At 70.5% G+C, this 16,149-nt stretch carries 22 protein-coding genes; 13 read left to right on the forward strand and 9 right to left on the reverse strand.

Annotated features, from left to right (window positions below; all coding sequences use genetic code 11):
- The first annotated feature begins 149 nt into the window (after positions 1 to 149).
- The 5 genes from VNF07_12755 to VNF07_12775 all read left to right on the forward strand — a co-directional run bounded on the left by VNF07_12755 (position 150) and on the right by VNF07_12775 (position 2,316).
- Positions 150 to 386, forward strand: coding sequence for a hypothetical protein (locus VNF07_12755; GenBank protein ID HVB07108.1), 237 nt, complete (start codon positions 150 to 152; stop codon positions 384 to 386).
- Positions 383 to 928 (forward strand): 3-phenylpropionate/cinnamic acid dioxygenase subunit beta, encoded by a 546-nt coding sequence (locus VNF07_12760; GenBank protein HVB07109.1) that lies wholly within the window; start codon positions 383 to 385, stop codon positions 926 to 928. Before VNF07_12755 ends, VNF07_12760 begins: the two co-directional genes overlap by 4 nt.
- Positions 929 to 936: 8 nt before the next feature.
- Positions 937 to 1,266 (forward strand): hypothetical protein, encoded by a 330-nt coding sequence (locus VNF07_12765; GenBank protein ID HVB07110.1) that lies wholly within the window; start codon positions 937 to 939, stop codon positions 1,264 to 1,266.
- 51 nt (positions 1,267 to 1,317) lie between these two features.
- On the forward strand, positions 1,318 to 1,509 hold the full coding sequence (locus VNF07_12770; protein ID HVB07111.1) for a ferredoxin: 192 nt from the start codon (positions 1,318 to 1,320) through the stop codon (positions 1,507 to 1,509).
- A gap of 162 nt (positions 1,510 to 1,671) precedes the next feature.
- Entirely contained in the window at positions 1,672 to 2,316 is a 645-nt protein-coding gene (locus VNF07_12775) for a hemerythrin domain-containing protein (protein HVB07112.1), read from the forward strand.
- A gap of 522 nt (positions 2,317 to 2,838) precedes the next feature.
- Here the strand turns inward: VNF07_12775 and VNF07_12780 are convergent.
- Entirely contained in the window at positions 2,839 to 3,171 is a 333-nt protein-coding gene (locus VNF07_12780; GenBank protein ID HVB07113.1) for a TfoX/Sxy family protein, read from the reverse strand.
- A gap of 190 nt (positions 3,172 to 3,361) precedes the next feature.
- Here VNF07_12780 and VNF07_12785 point away from each other — a divergent pair, with 190 nt between their 5' ends.
- The 3 genes from VNF07_12785 (at position 3,362) to VNF07_12795 (ending at position 6,059) form a co-directional block, all read left to right on the forward strand.
- A complete protein-coding gene (locus VNF07_12785) occupies positions 3,362 to 5,011 on the forward strand; it encodes a PP2C family protein-serine/threonine phosphatase (GenBank protein ID HVB07114.1) in 1,650 nt (549 codons plus the stop codon).
- A complete protein-coding gene (locus VNF07_12790; GenBank protein HVB07115.1) occupies positions 5,008 to 5,403 on the forward strand; it encodes an ATP-binding protein in 396 nt (131 codons plus the stop codon). The genes VNF07_12785 and VNF07_12790 overlap by 4 nt, the downstream gene beginning before the upstream one ends.
- Positions 5,404 to 5,606: 203 nt before the next feature.
- Entirely contained in the window at positions 5,607 to 6,059 is a 453-nt protein-coding gene (locus VNF07_12795; GenBank protein ID HVB07116.1) for a hypothetical protein, read from the forward strand.
- Positions 6,060 to 6,093: 34 nt separating this feature from the next.
- Here the strand turns inward: VNF07_12795 and VNF07_12800 are convergent, their stop codons facing one another.
- The 4 genes from VNF07_12800 to VNF07_12815 all read right to left on the reverse strand — a co-directional run bounded on the left by VNF07_12800 (position 6,094) and on the right by VNF07_12815 (position 9,868).
- Positions 6,094 to 7,026: an LLM class flavin-dependent oxidoreductase gene (locus VNF07_12800; GenBank protein ID HVB07117.1), complete on the reverse strand. Its 933-nt coding sequence runs from the start codon at positions 7,024 to 7,026 to the stop codon at positions 6,094 to 6,096.
- A 101-nt stretch (positions 7,027 to 7,127) separates the two neighbouring features.
- On the reverse strand, positions 7,128 to 8,450 hold the full coding sequence (locus VNF07_12805; protein ID HVB07118.1) for an ABC transporter permease: 1,323 nt from the start codon (positions 8,448 to 8,450) through the stop codon (positions 7,128 to 7,130).
- Positions 8,447 to 9,343, reverse strand: coding sequence for an ATP-binding cassette domain-containing protein (locus VNF07_12810; protein ID HVB07119.1), 897 nt, complete (start codon positions 9,341 to 9,343; stop codon positions 8,447 to 8,449). Before VNF07_12810 ends, VNF07_12805 begins: the two co-directional genes overlap by 4 nt.
- A gap of 270 nt (positions 9,344 to 9,613) precedes the next feature.
- On the reverse strand, positions 9,614 to 9,868 hold the full coding sequence (locus VNF07_12815; protein HVB07120.1) for a hypothetical protein: 255 nt from the start codon (positions 9,866 to 9,868) through the stop codon (positions 9,614 to 9,616).
- A gap of 19 nt (positions 9,869 to 9,887) precedes the next feature.
- Between VNF07_12815 and VNF07_12820 the strand changes: the two genes are divergently transcribed.
- Together VNF07_12820 and VNF07_12825 are read left to right on the forward strand one after the other, a co-directional pair.
- On the forward strand, positions 9,888 to 10,244 hold the full coding sequence (locus VNF07_12820) for a hypothetical protein (GenBank protein HVB07121.1): 357 nt from the start codon (positions 9,888 to 9,890) through the stop codon (positions 10,242 to 10,244).
- 355 nt (positions 10,245 to 10,599) lie between these two features.
- Positions 10,600 to 11,610: a hypothetical protein gene (locus tag VNF07_12825; GenBank protein HVB07122.1), complete on the forward strand. Its 1,011-nt coding sequence runs from the start codon at positions 10,600 to 10,602 to the stop codon at positions 11,608 to 11,610.
- A 131-nt stretch (positions 11,611 to 11,741) separates the two neighbouring features.
- Here the strand turns inward: VNF07_12825 and VNF07_12830 are convergent, their stop codons facing one another.
- A complete protein-coding gene (locus tag VNF07_12830) occupies positions 11,742 to 12,161 on the reverse strand; it encodes a putative toxin-antitoxin system toxin component, PIN family (GenBank protein HVB07123.1) in 420 nt (139 codons plus the stop codon).
- Complete coding sequence (locus tag VNF07_12835) at positions 12,162 to 12,479, reverse strand: hypothetical protein (protein HVB07124.1); 318 nt, start codon at positions 12,477 to 12,479, stop codon at positions 12,162 to 12,164. It lies immediately after the preceding gene.
- Between the two features lie 88 nt (positions 12,480 to 12,567).
- Between VNF07_12835 and VNF07_12840 the strand changes: the two genes are divergently transcribed.
- From VNF07_12840 to VNF07_12850, 3 genes are all read left to right on the forward strand, one after another.
- Positions 12,568 to 12,957: a type II toxin-antitoxin system Phd/YefM family antitoxin gene (locus tag VNF07_12840; GenBank protein HVB07125.1), complete on the forward strand. Its 390-nt coding sequence runs from the start codon at positions 12,568 to 12,570 to the stop codon at positions 12,955 to 12,957.
- Positions 12,954 to 13,367, forward strand: a complete 414-nt coding sequence (locus VNF07_12845; protein HVB07126.1) for a putative toxin-antitoxin system toxin component, PIN family — start codon at positions 12,954 to 12,956, stop codon at positions 13,365 to 13,367. The genes VNF07_12840 and VNF07_12845 overlap by 4 nt, the downstream gene beginning before the upstream one ends.
- 138 nt (positions 13,368 to 13,505) lie before the next feature.
- Positions 13,506 to 13,814 (forward strand): helix-turn-helix transcriptional regulator, encoded by a 309-nt coding sequence (locus tag VNF07_12850; GenBank protein ID HVB07127.1) that lies wholly within the window; start codon positions 13,506 to 13,508, stop codon positions 13,812 to 13,814.
- A gap of 514 nt (positions 13,815 to 14,328) precedes the next feature.
- Here the strand turns inward: VNF07_12850 and VNF07_12855 are convergent.
- Positions 14,329 to 15,165, reverse strand: coding sequence for a hypothetical protein (locus VNF07_12855; protein ID HVB07128.1), 837 nt, complete (start codon positions 15,163 to 15,165; stop codon positions 14,329 to 14,331).
- A 91-nt stretch (positions 15,166 to 15,256) separates the two neighbouring features.
- On the reverse strand, positions 15,257 to 15,889 hold the full coding sequence (locus VNF07_12860; protein HVB07129.1) for a site-specific integrase: 633 nt from the start codon (positions 15,887 to 15,889) through the stop codon (positions 15,257 to 15,259).
- Positions 15,890 to 16,149: the final 260 nt, after the last annotated feature.

Below are 16,149 nucleotides of genomic sequence, written 5' to 3' on the forward strand. Positions count from 1 at the left end.
GCAGGGGTCCTCGTCTTCAACGACAGCCGCACCGAGGAAGCGCAACGTGCCCGCTTCAGCCGTTGGCTCGCCTTCATGGAGGCCGAGAGCTGGGACGACCTCTACCCGGTCAACCAGACCGTGAACCACCGGATCTGGTAGGGGGCGAGATGTCGGCCAAGTACGACCTGACGGGAGTGCACGGCGCGGAGGTCTTCCGCGACCTGCCCGAGGGCGTGAAGCTCTCGCTCGCCGACGGCGCCGTGGGCGAGATCATCGCCAACGCCCACGACGGCGCGATCGTGATCCTGAGGATCGTCGACTCACCGAAGGACCCGAGCCGGGTCGGCACCGAGGAGACGGTCTTCTACACCGAAGTGAACGACGTAGTGGAGGACGACGAATGACCGAGGTGCAGGGCACCCAGGAGGAGCTGCTCAACCGGCTGCTCCTCGCCAAGGAGGTCGAGCAGTTCTACTACCTCGAGGCACGCCTCCTCGATGAGCGCCGCCTGAAGGAGTGGTTGGAGCTGCTCGCGGAGGAGATCCACTACTTCATGCCCATCCGCCGCAACGTGAAGTTCGGCGACTGGGAGCTCGAGTTCTCCGACCCCGACAAGGAGATCTCCTACTTCGACGAGGGCAAGGACATCCTCACGGGCCGCGTCCGCCAGATCGACACCGGCGTGCACTGGGCCGAGGAGCCGGTGTCGCGTTTCGAGCACCTCATCTCCAACGTGGAGGTCGTCTCCGTCGACGGCCCGGAGGTCCAGGCGAACAGCAAGTTCTTCGTCTACCAGAACCGCCTCGCCGATGAGGTCCAGATGTTCGTCGGGCGTCGGTACGACCTGCTCCGGCGTGACTCGAACACCTCCTTCAAGATCGTGAAGCGCAAGATCCTCCTCGCGCAGAACGTCCTCTTGGCGAAGGTCATCAACACCTTCTTCTAGGAGTGCCAATGCCGGTACGGATCGAGTGGCGCCACGGCGCCGAGGGTGAGGGTGCGCTCCTCGCCGTCGAGGAGAGCACCGAGACCGTGGTGAAGGCGTGGCCGGCCAACCCGGAGCTGCTCACCGACTTCCTCAACGAGATGGTCGAGATCAAGGCCCTCGAGAGGGAGGACAGCGCCCGCAGCGAATCGATCCCCGGCAGCTGGGGCGAGCTCGTCATCGCCCGCTCCGAGGACGGTGAGGTGCTCGACGTCGACCCCCAGCTGTACTGGGAGGGCATCGCCGAGCTCTTCCGCTCGCACGGCACCGACCCGCACCTCTGGCGCAGCCGCCACTGACCCGGCAGGGCGCCCCGGTGGGCCCGGCCGTTACGAGAACCGGGAGGTTCGATGCACGTCATCATCAATCTCGAGCTCTGCGAGGGCCACGGGCAGTGCGTCGACGCCGCTCCCGACGTCTTCGAGCTCCGCGACGACGGGCTCGCCTACCTGTTGATGGACGACATCCCCGAGTCCTATCGCGCCCAGGTCGACAACGCGGCGCTGCGCTGCCCCCCCGAGGCGATCCTCATCGTCGACTGACGAGAGCGCTTCGCACGGCTCGGCGGTGCCTTTGCGCGGGCGGTCTGTGCGTCCCGGCGCCGTCGGCGGCCGACGGGCGCCGCGGAGGTCCGGGCGTTACCGCGCCCCCGCTCCCGGGTACGTGAGGGACAGGGCCAGCCGCGCCACGCGAGGGGAGCACCGTTGAACGAACGCCGCACGGTCGCCGGTGCTGCGCCGAGCGTCGATGCGCCGGCGCCGCCGTTCGGGCGGCACGGGCCGGACGTCGTCGCGGTGATGCACGTCGAGCACGAGCAACTGCGCTCGGCACTCCGGGCACTGCGCGTCGCCCCGACCCCCACCCGCCGCGGCGTCGATCAGTTGATCGCCGACGTAGTCGCGCACGAGACGGTCGAAGAAGAGCTCCTCCACCCGCTCCTCCACCAGCTGGAGGCGGGCCGCTCGCTCCGCCGTGACCTGCTTGCCGAGGAGCGGGCGCTCACCTCGCGACTCGTCGGCCTGCGCCGCAGCCTGCGTTGGTACCGCCGCCGTCGCCACCTCCCCGCCGAGCTGCAGGCGCTCGGGGAGGCGCTCGAGCGCCACCTCCACCACGAGGAGGCGCTCGTCTTCCCGGCGGTCGAGGGGCACGAGCCCGAGACCGCGCTGCAGATCCGCGGCACGTGGGCGGCGCGGGCGCGGCGCTTCACGCCCACCCGCCCCCATCCGCACGTCCCCCAGGGCGCCGGTCTCCTCTTCGTCACCCCGTTCGTCGCACTCCTCGATCGCAGTCTTGACCGTCTCGTCGGCCGCCGGCTCCTCGATCCCCGCCGCGGGCGAGCGCGTCGCTGAGCCGGCCCGCTGGGGTGTTCGACGCAGGGTCGGTCGCGGGCCGCAGCGGTGCGCACCGCTGCTCAACGGGCGAGCGGGCCGTCAGCCGTCGGTCTGGTCCTCCGGCCGCTCGCCCTCCCAGTCGGCGGCGGGGGAACCGGGGACGCGGGGCAGGACCCCCCCGTCGTCGTTCTCCTCCGGCCGAGGTGCACCGCAGACGGGCACGTCTTGTTCGGGAGCGGCCGAGGCCTCCGTGGCGGTGCGCGGTCGAGTCATGGCACGCCAATACCCCGGACGGGCCGCTCCCAGTCAGGTGGCCGATCGCCCGGCGCGCCGCTGCCGCCGCGAGGCGGTCTGGTGCGGAGGCAGGCCCGTTTTCCCGTCGCCGGGGCCGCCGTGGTGGCTCCTCCGGTTGGAGCGCACACCTCGGCGGGTAAAGCGCAGCTGGTGACGGCGATCGCAGGCCCGGCGGAGGGCGAGCCCTTGCACCTGCCCGCCGCTCGCGGCGGGCTCCGCGGTGCGCGCCCCGCGGGCGGCAGAGCGCTATCTCGGAGGGAGCGAGCGGGCGAAGGCCGTCCCTCGGTCGACCCAGACGCGGAGCTCCGCCGCGCTCGCGACGTCGGCGGCGGCCAGGCGCAGCCAGCCGGCCATTGGCCGCCCCCGCATCACGGCGACCTCGGCGGCGCTCTCCTGCACCAGCGATTCGCTGGCCGCCGGGTCCACGCGCACGAGCAGCCCTCCCTGGCCGCTCGCGGCGAGGGCCATGTTCCCGCCGACGAGGAAGGCGAGGCCACCGAACATCTTCTTCTCACTGAGCGCTGCCTCCGAGCTCACGAGCTCCCGGATCCGCTCCGCCAGCTCCTCGTCGTAGGCCACGACGCCGATTATCGCGGACGCCGGCGGGGCAGGCCCGCAACCCCGAGCGGCGGGTCGCCCACGCCGCGCCACGACCGCACCACGGGGGAACGGGCCGGGCGTTGTTGATTAAGGTGCCTGCTCACCGCGGCTCCCTGGGCGAGGCGGGGAGCCCATCTCCGCGCGGCCCGGACTTGGGGACCGGTCGGTGATGACCATGACCGAAGCGCGGGGGGCGATGCTCGAGGCCGATACCGGTGGCGTCCCCACCCTCGCGGCGCGCCGCCGCCGGGAGGGTGGCGCCTCGCGGGCGGCGCTCGTGGTCCTGCTCTTCGGGGCAATCGTCACCGTCCTGCTCACCGTGAGCTCGCGGGTGGGCTACGTCCACAACGAGCAGCGACTGACCGGGCTCGAGACCCAGCTCACGGGCTCCGCGCTCGGGGGAGCGCAGGTCGACCTGGAGCGCCGTCTCGGCCAGGCCGCCGGCCTGGCGGCGATCGCCGACGACCCGGTGGCGACCTTCCGCACGGTGATCGCGCCCTCGCTCGCGCCGAAGGGGCCCTTCATCACCTCGTCGCTGGTGCTGTTGAAGGGCGGCCGTGCGGCCGTCCTCGCACACCTCGGCGTGCCGGTGATCGGCGACCCCAACTCCGCGGCCGCGCTCGCCAACGACACCCTCGCCGCGAAGACCAACTCGCTCATCGTCGCCCGCGCGGTCACGCCCCGCCAGCAGCGCCTCGTCCTCCTGATGGCCGCCCGCGGGATGGGCGACAGCGCCTACGTCGTCACCGCCGCCGAAGCCCTCCCCGCGGACCGCCGGGTCGTCGTTCCCGCCTCCTCGCCGGACGCGGGCCTGAACATCGCCATCTACTTCGGGAACACCACGGCCAGCCCGGCGCTCCTCGAGGCGACGGTCGCGCAGGTGCCGCTCGCGGGCACGACGTCGCGCACCACCGTCCCCTTCGGCAACCACGTGCTCACCCTGGTCGCCTCCTCGAAGGGCTCGCTCGCGGGGAGCTGGGCGGAGTTCCTGCCGTGGGGGATCCTCGCCGTCGGCGCGCTCTTCTCGGTCGGCATCGCGGCGATGACCGAGCGCCTCGTCCGCCGCCAGCGCCACGCCGAGGACCTCGCCGTCGCCAACCGCGCCCTGTACCGCGAGCAGCGCAACGTCTCCGTGACGCTGCAGCGCTCCCTCCTCCCGAAGGTCCTCCCCGAGATCGAGGGGGTGGAGCTGGCGGCGCGCTACATCCCTGGTTCGACCGGCGTGGAGATCGGCGGTGACTGGTACTCGGCGATCGCGGTCGACGACCGGCACTTCACCTTCGTGATCGGCGACGTGTCGGGCCACGGCATCATGGCCGCGGCGGTGATGGCGTCGCTCCGCTACACGACGCGCACGCTCGCCCGCCTCGGGCAGGACCCGGCGAGCATCTTGAAGATCGCCGCGCGAGAGCTCTCGATCGACAGCGACCAGCACTTCGCGACGGTGCTCGTCGGCCACGCGGACCTGGACCGACGCGAGCTCGTGCTCGCGAGCGCCGGCCACCTCGACCCGGTGCTCGACCGCGACGGCGTGGTGGGTTTCGTGAAGGTGCCGACGGGGGTGCCGATCGGCCTCGGCTCGGAGGACTACGCCATCGTCACGCTGCCGATCACCGCCGGGATGACGCTCGTGCTCTTCACCGACGGCCTCGTCGAGCGCCGCGGCGAGATCCTCGACGAGGGGCTGGAACGCGTTCGCGCCCGCGTGAGCGCGGGGGCGGAGTCGATCGACGGGCTGGTCGGCTCGCTGGTCGAGGAGCTGAGCGGCGGGCGGGCGGACGACGACACGGCCGTGCTCGGCATCCGGTGGCTCTCGTGAGCGACCCGAGGGCGCTGCCGGCCAGCCGGCGCTTTGCCTCCGTACCCTCCTCGGTCGCCGCCGCCCGCGCCTTTGTCGCGGAGGTGCTCGGCGACCTCCCCGGCGAGCTCTGCGCCGACGCCGCCCTCGCCGTCTCGGAGCTCGCGACGAACGCGATCGTCCACGCCGGCAGCGACTTCGAGGTGCGCATCGAGCGCGACGGCTCGCGGGTCACGGTGCGGGTCGCCGACAGCGGCCCGGGCGGGCCGGAGGTGCGTTCGCCGCAGGCGACCGAGGCGCACGGTCGCGGCCTGCAGATCGTCCGCACCATGGCGAGCGCCTGGGGGGTCGAGCACAGCCCGCAGGAGCTCGGCAAGGCGGTCTGGTTCACCCTCGAGGTTGCCGCCCGCTGAACGACGCCGGCGCCACCGACCTCCTCCCCGCGGCGCCGCGCCCGCGCCCGGAGGTCATCTTCGCGAGGCCCGCGGGCCCATGTTTGGGCGGCCGACGGCCGGGGTAGGCGGCGGTCAGAAGGGTCGTGGGGCGAGCCACCGACGAGGCTGGCACGGGCCCCCGACAACCGCCCGCGGCGGCGCATGGACAGTCGGAGGCAGCGATGGAGCAGAACCGCACCGGTCCGATGGAGGCTTTCCCCGATCGCCTGCCGACCCTCGAACGCGGCAGCCATGGCAGCGGTGAGCCCGGCATCTGCGCGATGGAGGCGGCCGCCTGGCTCGCCGGCGAGCCGTGGACCGATCACCCCCGTGCGGTGCACCCGGTCATCGCGAGGGTGGCGCGCGCGACCAACGACGCACTCGACGACGACGAGCGACAGCGGCTCTGGCCGCTGATCCTCGCCTCGATCGGGACGGGGCGCCCCCGCCACCTGATGGTCTCGCTGCGGCTGTGGCGGACCGCGCAGCGCGCCGTCGCGGCGGACGGCGATCGCCTGCGGGTGCTCTGGGGCGAGCTGCTCGGGGAGTACGACCGCAACGTGCCCCGTCACGAGCGGCCGCCGAACCTGCGGCGCCTCGAGGAGGCCGCCCTCGAGCACCACCCTGGCAGCTGAGCCAGGGCCCGGCGCTCGGCCGGGAGGTGTCTTATTAGGTGAGCGCGGGGGCGACGCGCTCCGCGACGAGCTGTAGGTGGTCGAGGTCCGAGAGATCGAGGACCTGCAGGTAGCAGCGGCTCGAGCCGGCCTCGGTGAAGGTGCCGAGCCGATCGACGATCTCGTCGGGCGTGCCGGCGAGGCCCTTCTCCCGCAGCTCCTTCGGGTCGCGCCCGATCGCCGCGGCGCGCCGGGCGACCTCGGACTCGTTCTCCCCGCAGCAGAGCACCTGCCCCACCGACCAGACCATCGATGCGGGGTCGCGCCTCGCCGCGGCACAGGCTGCGCGCACCGAGTCGTGGCGCTCGCGCGTCGTCTCCACGGAGGCGAAGGCGACGTTGAACTCGTCGGCGTGGCGCGCCGCGAGGCCGGCGTTGCGGGGACCGCCGCGCCCGCCCATGATGAGCGGCGGTCGGGGGCGCTGCGCCGGGCGGAGCGGATCCGCCTCGAGGCGCACGTGCACGGTGTGGCCGGCGTGCTCGAAGACGGCGCCGGGCGCCGCGGACCAGACGCCCTCGAGGATCGCGAGCTGGTCCTCCAGCAGGTCGTACCGGGCGGCGGGGGAGGGGAAGGCAAGGCCGTAGGCCTCGTGCTCGGCCTCGTACCAGCCGGCGCCGAGGCCAATCTCGAGGCGTCCCGAGCTCATGTGGTCGACCTGCGCGGCGATCGCGGGGAAGGTGCCGATCGCCCGGAAGGTGACCGGGGTGACGAGGGTCCCGAGGCGGATCGTGGTCGTGTCGCGCGCGAGGCCGGCGAGGGTCGTCCAGGCGTCGGTGTACTCGGGGAGGCCGCTCGCCGAGCCCATCTTCAAGAAGTGGTCGGAGCGGAAGAAGGCGCTGAAGCCGAGGCGTTCGGCGGCGAGGGCGACGGCGAGAAGGTCCGCGTAGGAGGCGCCCTGCTGGGGCTCGGTGAAGATGCGCAGGTCCATGGCCCACGCTACCGCCGCGTGCGCGGCAGGGTCGGGGCGGCGGTGGCGTCGCGCCGACCGCGCTCCGCCTGGTAGCCGGGGCACGCCCCAGTAGGGGGCGGTCAGTGGTCGGCGCGCAGCACCTCGCGGATCCGCACCCGCTGCCCGGTCCGCAGGATCGCCCGCCGGTAGATCCCCGCGGCCACCTGCGCGACGCCGACCGTGGCCGCGAGGGAGAGCGCGACCGCGAGGAGGAAGCCCCACCACGTCGCCTGGCCGAGGCCGACCAGCACGGGCATCGCGAACGGCGCCGTCGGTGGCAGGTAGGCGAGCACCTTGAAGAACGTCGAGGCGTTGCCCGAGGAGGCCGTCGTGATCGAGACGATGTAGCCGAAGAGCATCGGCAGGGCGAGGGGGAAGCTCATGCTCTGCAGCTGGGACTGGCGCTCGGTCAGCGAGCCGGCGGCGGCATAGACCCAGCAGTAGAAGGCGTAGCCGAGCACCAGCCAGGCGAGCGAGCTCACGAGGTCGAGCGGCGCCGCCCCCTTCAAGATGTCGGAGCCGAAGATCTTCGCGAGCACGAGCGCGAAGCCGACGACGACGGTCGCCTGCGCGAGGGCGGCGGCGCCGATGCCGAGGACCTTCCCGGTGAGCAGGTGGATCGCCCGCACCGTCGCGAGCAGCACCTCGACCACGCGGCTCGACTTCTCCTCGGCGACACCGATCAGGATCCACGCGCTGTACTGCGAGAGCAGCACGAACAACAGGATCAGCCCGATGATCGTCGTCGCGTGCACCTCAGCCGGCCTCGCGGCCGCCTCCAGCCCCGTCACGGGGATCCGGACGGGATGGGTGAGGCGGGCGAGCTGCGCGGGTGAGAGCTGCGCGGCGTTCAGGGTGGCGCGCGTGCTGAGGGTCGTCGCCAGCGCGTGCGCGAGCTGCGCGTCGTCGGAGCTGTCCGTCGCGGAGATCCCCTGCTGGACGACGATCCGCCGGCCGTCGACGATCATCGCGTCGAGCGTCCCGGCGCGCAGCGCCGCCTCGGCCGTCGCGAGGCTCGGCTCGGCGACGACGTGTGCGGTGAGCGGGACCTCGCGCGCCGCCGCGGTGATCGCGCTGCGCAGCGGAGCGTCGAGCGTGCCGATCACCCCGACGCCCGCCCGCGCCGGCGCCGAGCTCGACTTGTTGAGCGCCGGGATGATCACTGCGGCCGCGACGGCGGCGAGGATGACGAGCGTGCCCACCCGGTAGATCCGGCCCCGCGTCCGCTCGCGGAACTCGCGCGCGGCGACGAGGCCGACGTCGCCGAGGTGGGTCTCGACGAAGCGACGCGCCGCCGACGGGCCCCGCGGCGCCTTGGTGGGACGCTCGCCGCGGCAAAGGTGGCGCAGGGCGCGCGCGACGAGCAGCACGGCCAGCACGGCGAGCGGGATCAGCCGTTTCATGCGAGCGCCTCACGGAAGACCTCGGAGAGGCGCCGACGCTCGAAGCGGAACTCCGTCACCGCGCCCGCGCGCTCGGCCGCGTGCAGCACCTGCTGGCTGTCTGCGCCCTCGGCGAGGACGAGGCGCGCCGCGCCGCCGGCGACCTCCGAGACGGTGACGCCGGGCAGCTGCCGGGCCCATCTCGCCTCCCGGTCGCCCTCCACCCGGACGACGAGGCGGTTGCCGCCCCCGGTCTCGAGCTCGTCGACACCGCCGCTCGCGACGAGACGGCCGTGGTCGATGATGATCACCGACTCGCAGAGGTCCTCCACCTGGTCGAGCTGGTGGCTGGAGAAGAGCACGCCGCTCCCGGCGCGCGCCTGCTCGCTGAGGACGCCGCCGATCGCATCGATTCCGGTCGGGTCGAGGCCCGCGAGCGGCTCGTCGAGGACGATGAGCTCGGGCTCGTGCACGAGCGCGGCGGCGAGCTGCACGCGCTGCTGGTTCCCGTGCGAGAGGGCGTCGACCCTGCTCGTCGCGCGGTCCGCGATCCCGAGGCGCTCGAGCCATCGACCACTCGCCGCCGCTGCAGCCTGGCTGTCCATCCCGTGCAGCCGTCCGAGGTACTCGACCTGCTCGCGGACGAGCATGTTCGGGTAGAGGCCGCGCTCCTCGGGCATGTAGCCGAAGCGCCGCCGCTCGCGCTGGCCGATCGCCGCGCCGTTCCAGAGGACCTCTCCCCGGTCGGCCTCGACGAGGCCGAAGATCACCCGCATCGTCGTCGTCTTGCCGGCGCCGTTCGGTCCGAGGAAGCCGACGACCTGACCCGAGGGGACCTCGAAGGTGAGGTCGTCGAGGGCGGTGAGGTCACCGTAGCGCCTCGTCAGGCCGCGTACCTCGAGCTGCGCGCTCACCGACGTACGCTGCGGGGCAACCTCGCACACGGTGGGGCCGCGGCGGGGGGCGTTTCCGCCGGGCGCGCGGCGGGGACGGCCCCCCTGCTTCCCGAGCCGACGGTCGCCCCGCGGCCGGCGCGGGCGCGTGCTCCGCGGAGCGGGCCGGCGGCGGCGGCGGTGCGGGTGAAGGCGAACCTCATGCGCTCTCCTCATCGCGTGCTCGGCCCGACGAGACGGTACCCGGGCGGGCGGGGAGCGGGGGTCTGCCAATCGCCGTCGACGGGCGCGTCACTCGCGCCCTTGGACCACCCCGGGGCGCTGCGCCGGGTACTGCGGATCGAGCCCACCGAGGACCCCGATGAGGATGTTCGAGACGACCCAGTTGCGGTACCACTTGTGGTCGGCCGGGATCAGGTACCAGGGGGCGCGCTCGGTGGAGGTTCGCTGCAGCATCTCCTCGAAGGCGGCGCGGTAGTCCTCCCAGCGCTCGCGCTCGGCGAAGTCGGAACGTTGGATCTTCCACTGCTTGGTGGGGTCGCCCACGCGCTCTTCGAGGCCGCAGTTGTTCGTCCTTGGAGACGTGGAGGAAGCACTTCACTACCGTCGTCCTGGACTCGGCGAGGAGCTCCTCGAAGGCGTTGACGTGGCCGTAGCGGGCGCGCCAGACGGCCTCCGGGACGAGCTCGTGGACGCGGGCCACGAGGACGTCCTCGTAGTGGGAGCGATTGAAGATCGCGAGCTCGCCGCGTGCCGGCGCATGCGGGTGCACCCGCCACAGGAAGTCGTGGCCGAGCGCCTCCCCGCTCGGCTCCTTGAAGGCCGCGACCTTGGCCCCGAGCGGGTTCAGGCCGCGGAAGACGTGCGAGACGGTCCCGTCCTTGCCGGAGGCGTCGATCCCCTGCAGCACGACGAGGAGTGACCGCCGGCCCTCGGCGTAGAGGCGCTCCTGGAGGCCGAAGAGCAGTTCATGGAGGGGTGCGGTCGCCTCCTCCGTCGCCTTCCGGCCGCCCGGTGCTGCCGGCGTGGCGGCGGCATCGGGGTCCGAGAGGTGTACCTCACTGCCGGGATCGACCACCCAGCGGGAGATCGGTGTCGTAGGCATTCACCCTCCTCGAATCCCTGGAAACGACGGCTGCCGGCCCGGTGCAGCCCTGCCGTCGGTATTGCACTGCACAATACGAATGCTCCCGATTCTGAGGTTTGGACGGCCCCCTCAGGGGCATGAGCACAGTGGCGAGGCCCGGTGCGCGGGCCGGAATCGCTCGATCAGTTCGGTGGGTCCACTGAGGAAGCCTGCTCTGCCCACGTGCATCCTCGCCGTCGCGTGCTTTCTCGGCGCGACCGGCCTGCTCGCAGTGCCGCGGGCTGCCGCCGCTCAGCCAAGAGCGATCGTCCAGCTGATCGGCGACCTCAATACGGCGAGCGGCGTCGTCTACAACGCCCGGAGCGTCGAGGGGCTCCCGCTCGACGCCCTGAAGGTCATCCAGGCGCCGCGACCGGGCCGATACCTCGGCGTCTTCGACAGCGTGGGCCCTGGCAACTCCTTCGTCACGCGCCTCGCGGTGAGCGACCATCTCGCGTACTGGCACGCCGGGCCGATCCTGAGCCTGCACGGCTCGATGCCGACCATCACCTACGTCGACGGTGGCTACCTTGTCGCCTTCGAGCTCGCCGCGCCCAACGGCGACAGCCAGATCGAGCTCGAGCACTTCGCCGGGCTCCGCCAGCTCATGGCGGCGCGTCCCGACCGCGAGATCGCGCTGCCGCGCATCCTGTCGCGCTACAACGAGGGCACGCCCACGATCGAGTCGGTCGAGCTGCACGGAAGGCTGGCGAGTTCCCGGATCGCCATCGGCTTCCACTACAACGTCGGTCACGGCGTCGATCGCAACGGAATCGGCCTCCTGGTGAACTTCGCGGTCTGGACTGAGCGACCCAATGTCGAGCTGGACGCTGCGATCGAGCACACCGGCGTGCACGGCAGCATTGGTGACCGGGATGCGGTGAAGATCGACGGCGTCCCCCTCGAGCTCGTGGGTGGGCAGCAGGACAAGCACGACTGGAGCTCCTGGGGCCTCTACGCGTACGACCTGTCGACGAGCGTCGCGGTGCCGGTGCCGGTCACCACGCCACGAGGCTCGGGGCTGTCGATCGGGGTGATCCGCTGCACGATCGTTCGCGATGCGCACGGCACGCGAATCCTGGTGATGTCCGCGTTCGTCTACCAAGAGGGGTCCCCGCCGGGCACTCCCGGCGAGCTCGTGTGGTGGCGCGGATTGCGGTGAGCACCCCGTCGGTACGAATTTCTGGAGGCGGCGAGCGGAATCGAACCGCTGCACAGGGCTTTGCAGGACCGTACTGATTGCCTAATACCTGGTGAATGCCACTTCATCAACCTTCTGGGAGCGACCGTCGCCTATTCAGTTGGCCTGCCGAGCAGGTCAAGGAATTCCGCCGGCGTGAACACCGGGATGCCCAAGTCGTTCGCGTTCCGGAGGTGCGGGTCGCCTGACACGATGCCGTCGGCGCCGCTCTCCCGAGCAAGCGCGACGAGATAGTCGTCGTTCGGATCGTTCGTGACGCCCGACACGGCGACGGGGTCATCGGCCGGGGCGGCGTCGGTCCTCAACCGGTCGATGGTCAGACGCGTTGTCGCTTCCCCGACGTTCGTGGCGAACTTCTCCCGCATGAGGACGCCTTCGAGCTCCGTCAGAAGCATTGGACATACGATCGGTGTGAAGGCGTCGTCTTCGAGCCAGCGTTTCCAGACGGCGGCCGTCGTCCCTCGGGAGAGCAACGCGGAGACGATGACGTTCGGGTCGAGAACGACCCGCACCTACGAAGCCGCTCGCTTTCCCCGTTCGGTCCGAAGCGCTCGCAGCTCGGAGATGGCGAGTTCCATCGCCTCCTCGTCGGAGAGCGCGGAGCGCTCCTGGGATGCCGCCGTCGCCTCAAGAACCTCGGCGTTGTAGAGCTTCCAGGCTCCCTGGCGACTGACGCCGAGCGCCTCGCCGATAGCCGCCCACGAAATGCCGGCCTTCCGCGCATCTCCGACTGCTTGCGCGAGCCATCGTTCGACGGCACGGTCCGCAACCTTGAGGCCGCGGAGGCGAACGAGCAGGTCGTCGGCGTCGAGCGCGACCTCGACGCTCACCTGATCGTGCTGCTCGGCCAGTCGCGTCGTCACACCGGCAACTTTAGCGAGCACTCAGTTCATGTCAACCATTGTTGACATGAACTGAGTGCTGCACGCCGAGCGTGCGGCCGCATCGACTCTCCGGTTCATCCCGCTCTCGTCGCTGATCAGAAGTTTTACCTACCGGGTAACCTTACGGTTGACCTGGAGGTCGCAGATGGAACGATTCGTCGGAATCGAGGACGCGCGCAGCTCCCTCGGTCGGCTCGTCGACGAGGTCGCCACCACCGGTGACGTCGTGGCGCTGACGAAGCGAGGCAAAGCGCTAGCGGTGCTAGTCAGCCGGGACGAGTACGCGCAGATGAAGCTCGCAGCGACCGAGCGGGCACGCGCCGAGCTTGCTGATGCACTCGACGCCGCGCGGACAGCCGTTCAGAAGGCGGGGCTTGAGGCCACGGTGATCGACGAGGCGATCGCGGCTGCCCGTCAGTTGTGATCGTCGTCGTCCTCGACACGAACACCCTGGTCTCCGGCCTCGGCTGGTCCGGGCCACCTCGGGTAGTGATCGACGCTGTGCTCGCCGGCGAGCTGCTCCTCGTGTCGAGCCCGCCCCTTCTCGAGGAGCTCGATCGGGTGCTCCGTTATCCGAAGTTGGCGCGTGTCTTCGCCGAACCCGACGCGATCATGGGACGCGTTCGCATGGTCGCTGTCATCGTTGAGCCAACGATGACGTTGAACGTCGTGGCTGACGAACCGGACAACCGCGTTCTCGAGGCCGCGGCCGAAGCTCGGGTTGACGCGATCGTCACCGGAGACGGCGGCCTACTGGACCTCGGAAGCTATGACGAGGTCCCAATTATGTCGGCGGGCGAGTTTGTGAGACGGTTCCTCACCACCAATGGATAGACCGTTCAAGCGGCATGGAGCCGCCGCCTCGTCGCCGGAGTGCGTGGGAGCGACCGAGAGCATCTGCCGCAGCGCCCGACAGGCCAACCGCCGTTTTCGACCGCACCAGCGGGAGCGAGGGCTGATATGACCGATCCAATGCCGGTCGATTCCACGACCTCCCTTGCGCGGCGACTGCAGGCCGACCCGGCCTTCCGGGCGGAGTGGGAGTGGCTCGCGCTCGGACGGGCAGTCGCCCTCCGGCTGACGCAGTATCGAGCGGAGCTCGACCTTTCCCAGACGGCGGTCGCACGACAGCTCGGAATGCAGCAGACGGCGGTCGCACGGCTTGAGTCCGGAGACCACAATCCGAACCTCGAGACGCTCGTGCGCCTCTCTCGAGGGCTCGGGGTGGAGTTTCACATCGACATAACCCCCGAGGGCGTCGCGGTCGAACTCACGGCATGACGCCTACGGAGCTCCCGGCCGGCGTTGCTCCTCGATCCACTCGCGGATCTGGGCGAGGTCGAAGCGCACGAGCCGCGCGACCTACACGATCGGCACGCGGCGCTCCTGGATCATGCGCCTGATGTATCGCTCCCGCACGCAGCTTTGCCAGGGTCGTGATGTCGACGAGCTCGGGGAACTGAAGCTGTAGAGACTGGGTGGGACTGTTGGGCATCGCTGCCTCCGGCGAGGACGGGGAGGTGGGCGCTCGACTGCGGACCTCCCGCAACGGGCGAACGGGCAGGGCGGTCAACCCGCCGTTCACGGCTCCACGGTGGAGCACGTGCAGGAATCTTCGTAAATGAAGCTCCCTAACAGGCTCCCGAACTGTGCTTCGCGACCGACGAAGGCTCCCGAACAGGCTCCCGATTCGCCACGAAGGCTCCCGATGTGCTCCTTTTAGGCTCCTTTTTCCACGGAACCCAATATCGGGGGGGGGCACCACTCCAGTGCCATGCTCCACCCGTACGAGCCGTCAGGTGATGGTGAAGATGGCGGAAGCAGAACCGGCGCCGCAATTCACCGACGCCTGCGCGGTCCCTGGGCCGGTTCTCGCCCCGATCTTCCACGTCCAGGTTGCGGTCCCGCTCGCGTTGGCCGTCGCTGCTCCGAGTCCGCTGGACTCGCTCGCCGCACCGCTTGGCAGTCGCACGGACAGGGTGCAACTGTCGTTCGGCTTGGCGGAATGTGCAGTGAGTGATGCCTCGTCACCTGGCACGACGGGATTGCTCAAAGATGTGATCGTCACAGCGGAGCCGTGAGCCGTCGTCGCTGGCGGCCTGGTCGTGGAAGTCGACGTAGGGGCACCGGAAGGCGCTGCCTTGGCCGCGGGAAGGGATGCGAGCCCGATCGGCCACATGCCAAGGTATTGGTGGTACGCGGAGACCCAATCGGTGGCGATTGCCCTCTGGGCGCCCTGAAGGCCGAGCTTCCCCTTGCAGACAAGGGCGTGCAAGCGGTTCTCGAGCTTGTCCTTGCTATTCAGGTATCCCTTCGGGTGGTCGTTCAGCTCCGGCCAGAGGTTGCCAATCGCGTTGCTGCCTCCGAGCTCGAGTGAAATCAGGTGATCGATCTCATATTGGTCGGTTGTGTGATGTGTGATCCCGTACGCCGCGTAGATCCGGCTCTTCTCGGATTCGGTCACGTCGCGGACGCTGCTCGCATAACCCGACCTGCAGATTGTCGTGGTCATCACGTTGAAGATCGCGCCCGGCGTCACACGCAGATTGTTGAGCGGCTCACCGTGGTCGTAGCGAAACTGCGCGACCGCGGCGAGCGCCGCGGTCGGAGGGAGCAAGCTGACGGTGGCCAAGGACGTCGCCACTGACAGCGCGGCAGCGGCTCTGCGGAGACTCCCCATGTGCGCACCGTAGGCGGAAGCCGCACCAGATGGCATACAAAGTTCACGGCGGCGGGCGATGCGTGAGTCGCAATGCGGTCATCGTCGTGAGTCCCGGCGGTTCGGGGGTCGGCCGGACTTCGTCGATGTCCACGCGGACTTCCGCGCTTTGGCGAACGCGTCCGTTGCCCGATGGGCCAGCGCGGAGAAAGACCGTCTCCCGCGCTGGGACGTGGGGCGGCTCAACTCGTTCGAAGGGATTGCTGAGGATCTTCTCCTTCACGACGGCGACCTGGAGCATCCGTCGGAAGGTCCGGTAGTGGCGGTGGACCGAGCTCGGCGCGTAGCCGGCGTCGATCTCGTCCATCAACCATTTCTCGATCTCGTCCGCGGGAAGGCGACCAATCCGGTACGCACCGAAGCGGGGGAGGATGTACTTCTCGAGGTCCCGTCGGTAGGTCTGCAGGGTCGTCGGCGCGAGCCGTCGTGCCATGGAGAGGAACTCCTCGGACCACGCGGTGAGCGTCAGCTCGGCGCCGCGCGGGTCGAGCCACCGACCGCGCTCGATGTCGACCTGTACCTCGCGGAGGAAACGCCCGGCGTCGAGCTTTCGCGAGAAGGTCTCGGAGAGCTGGCGCCCGAGCGGGTCGCGGTAGCGGGCGCGGTAGCTGCCGTTGCGTCGTTCGATGAAACCCATCTCGTCCTCCTCTCGGCTCCCCTTGGGAGCGTGCGGGGAGCACGCGGGGAGCGAAACAGGGGGTTTTAGGGGTTTCGGACGGTCACTGGCGGTCTGTCACGGACAAACCAAAAATGGTCCCTGACGAGGCTGTCGCACAGTTCCTCAGGGCGCCGAGCGGCCCGATCCCCGGCGATCTGCGATCTGTGTGTCGGTAGACGCCGGCTTCCCGCCGGACGGTCTCAGATCACGGCCAATCGATGCCTCCGGACCTTCAGGAG

It is taken from the genome of Acidimicrobiales bacterium (assembly GCA_035533595.1).
Taxonomy (GTDB): Bacteria; Actinomycetota; Acidimicrobiia; order Acidimicrobiales; family Bog-793; genus DATLTN01.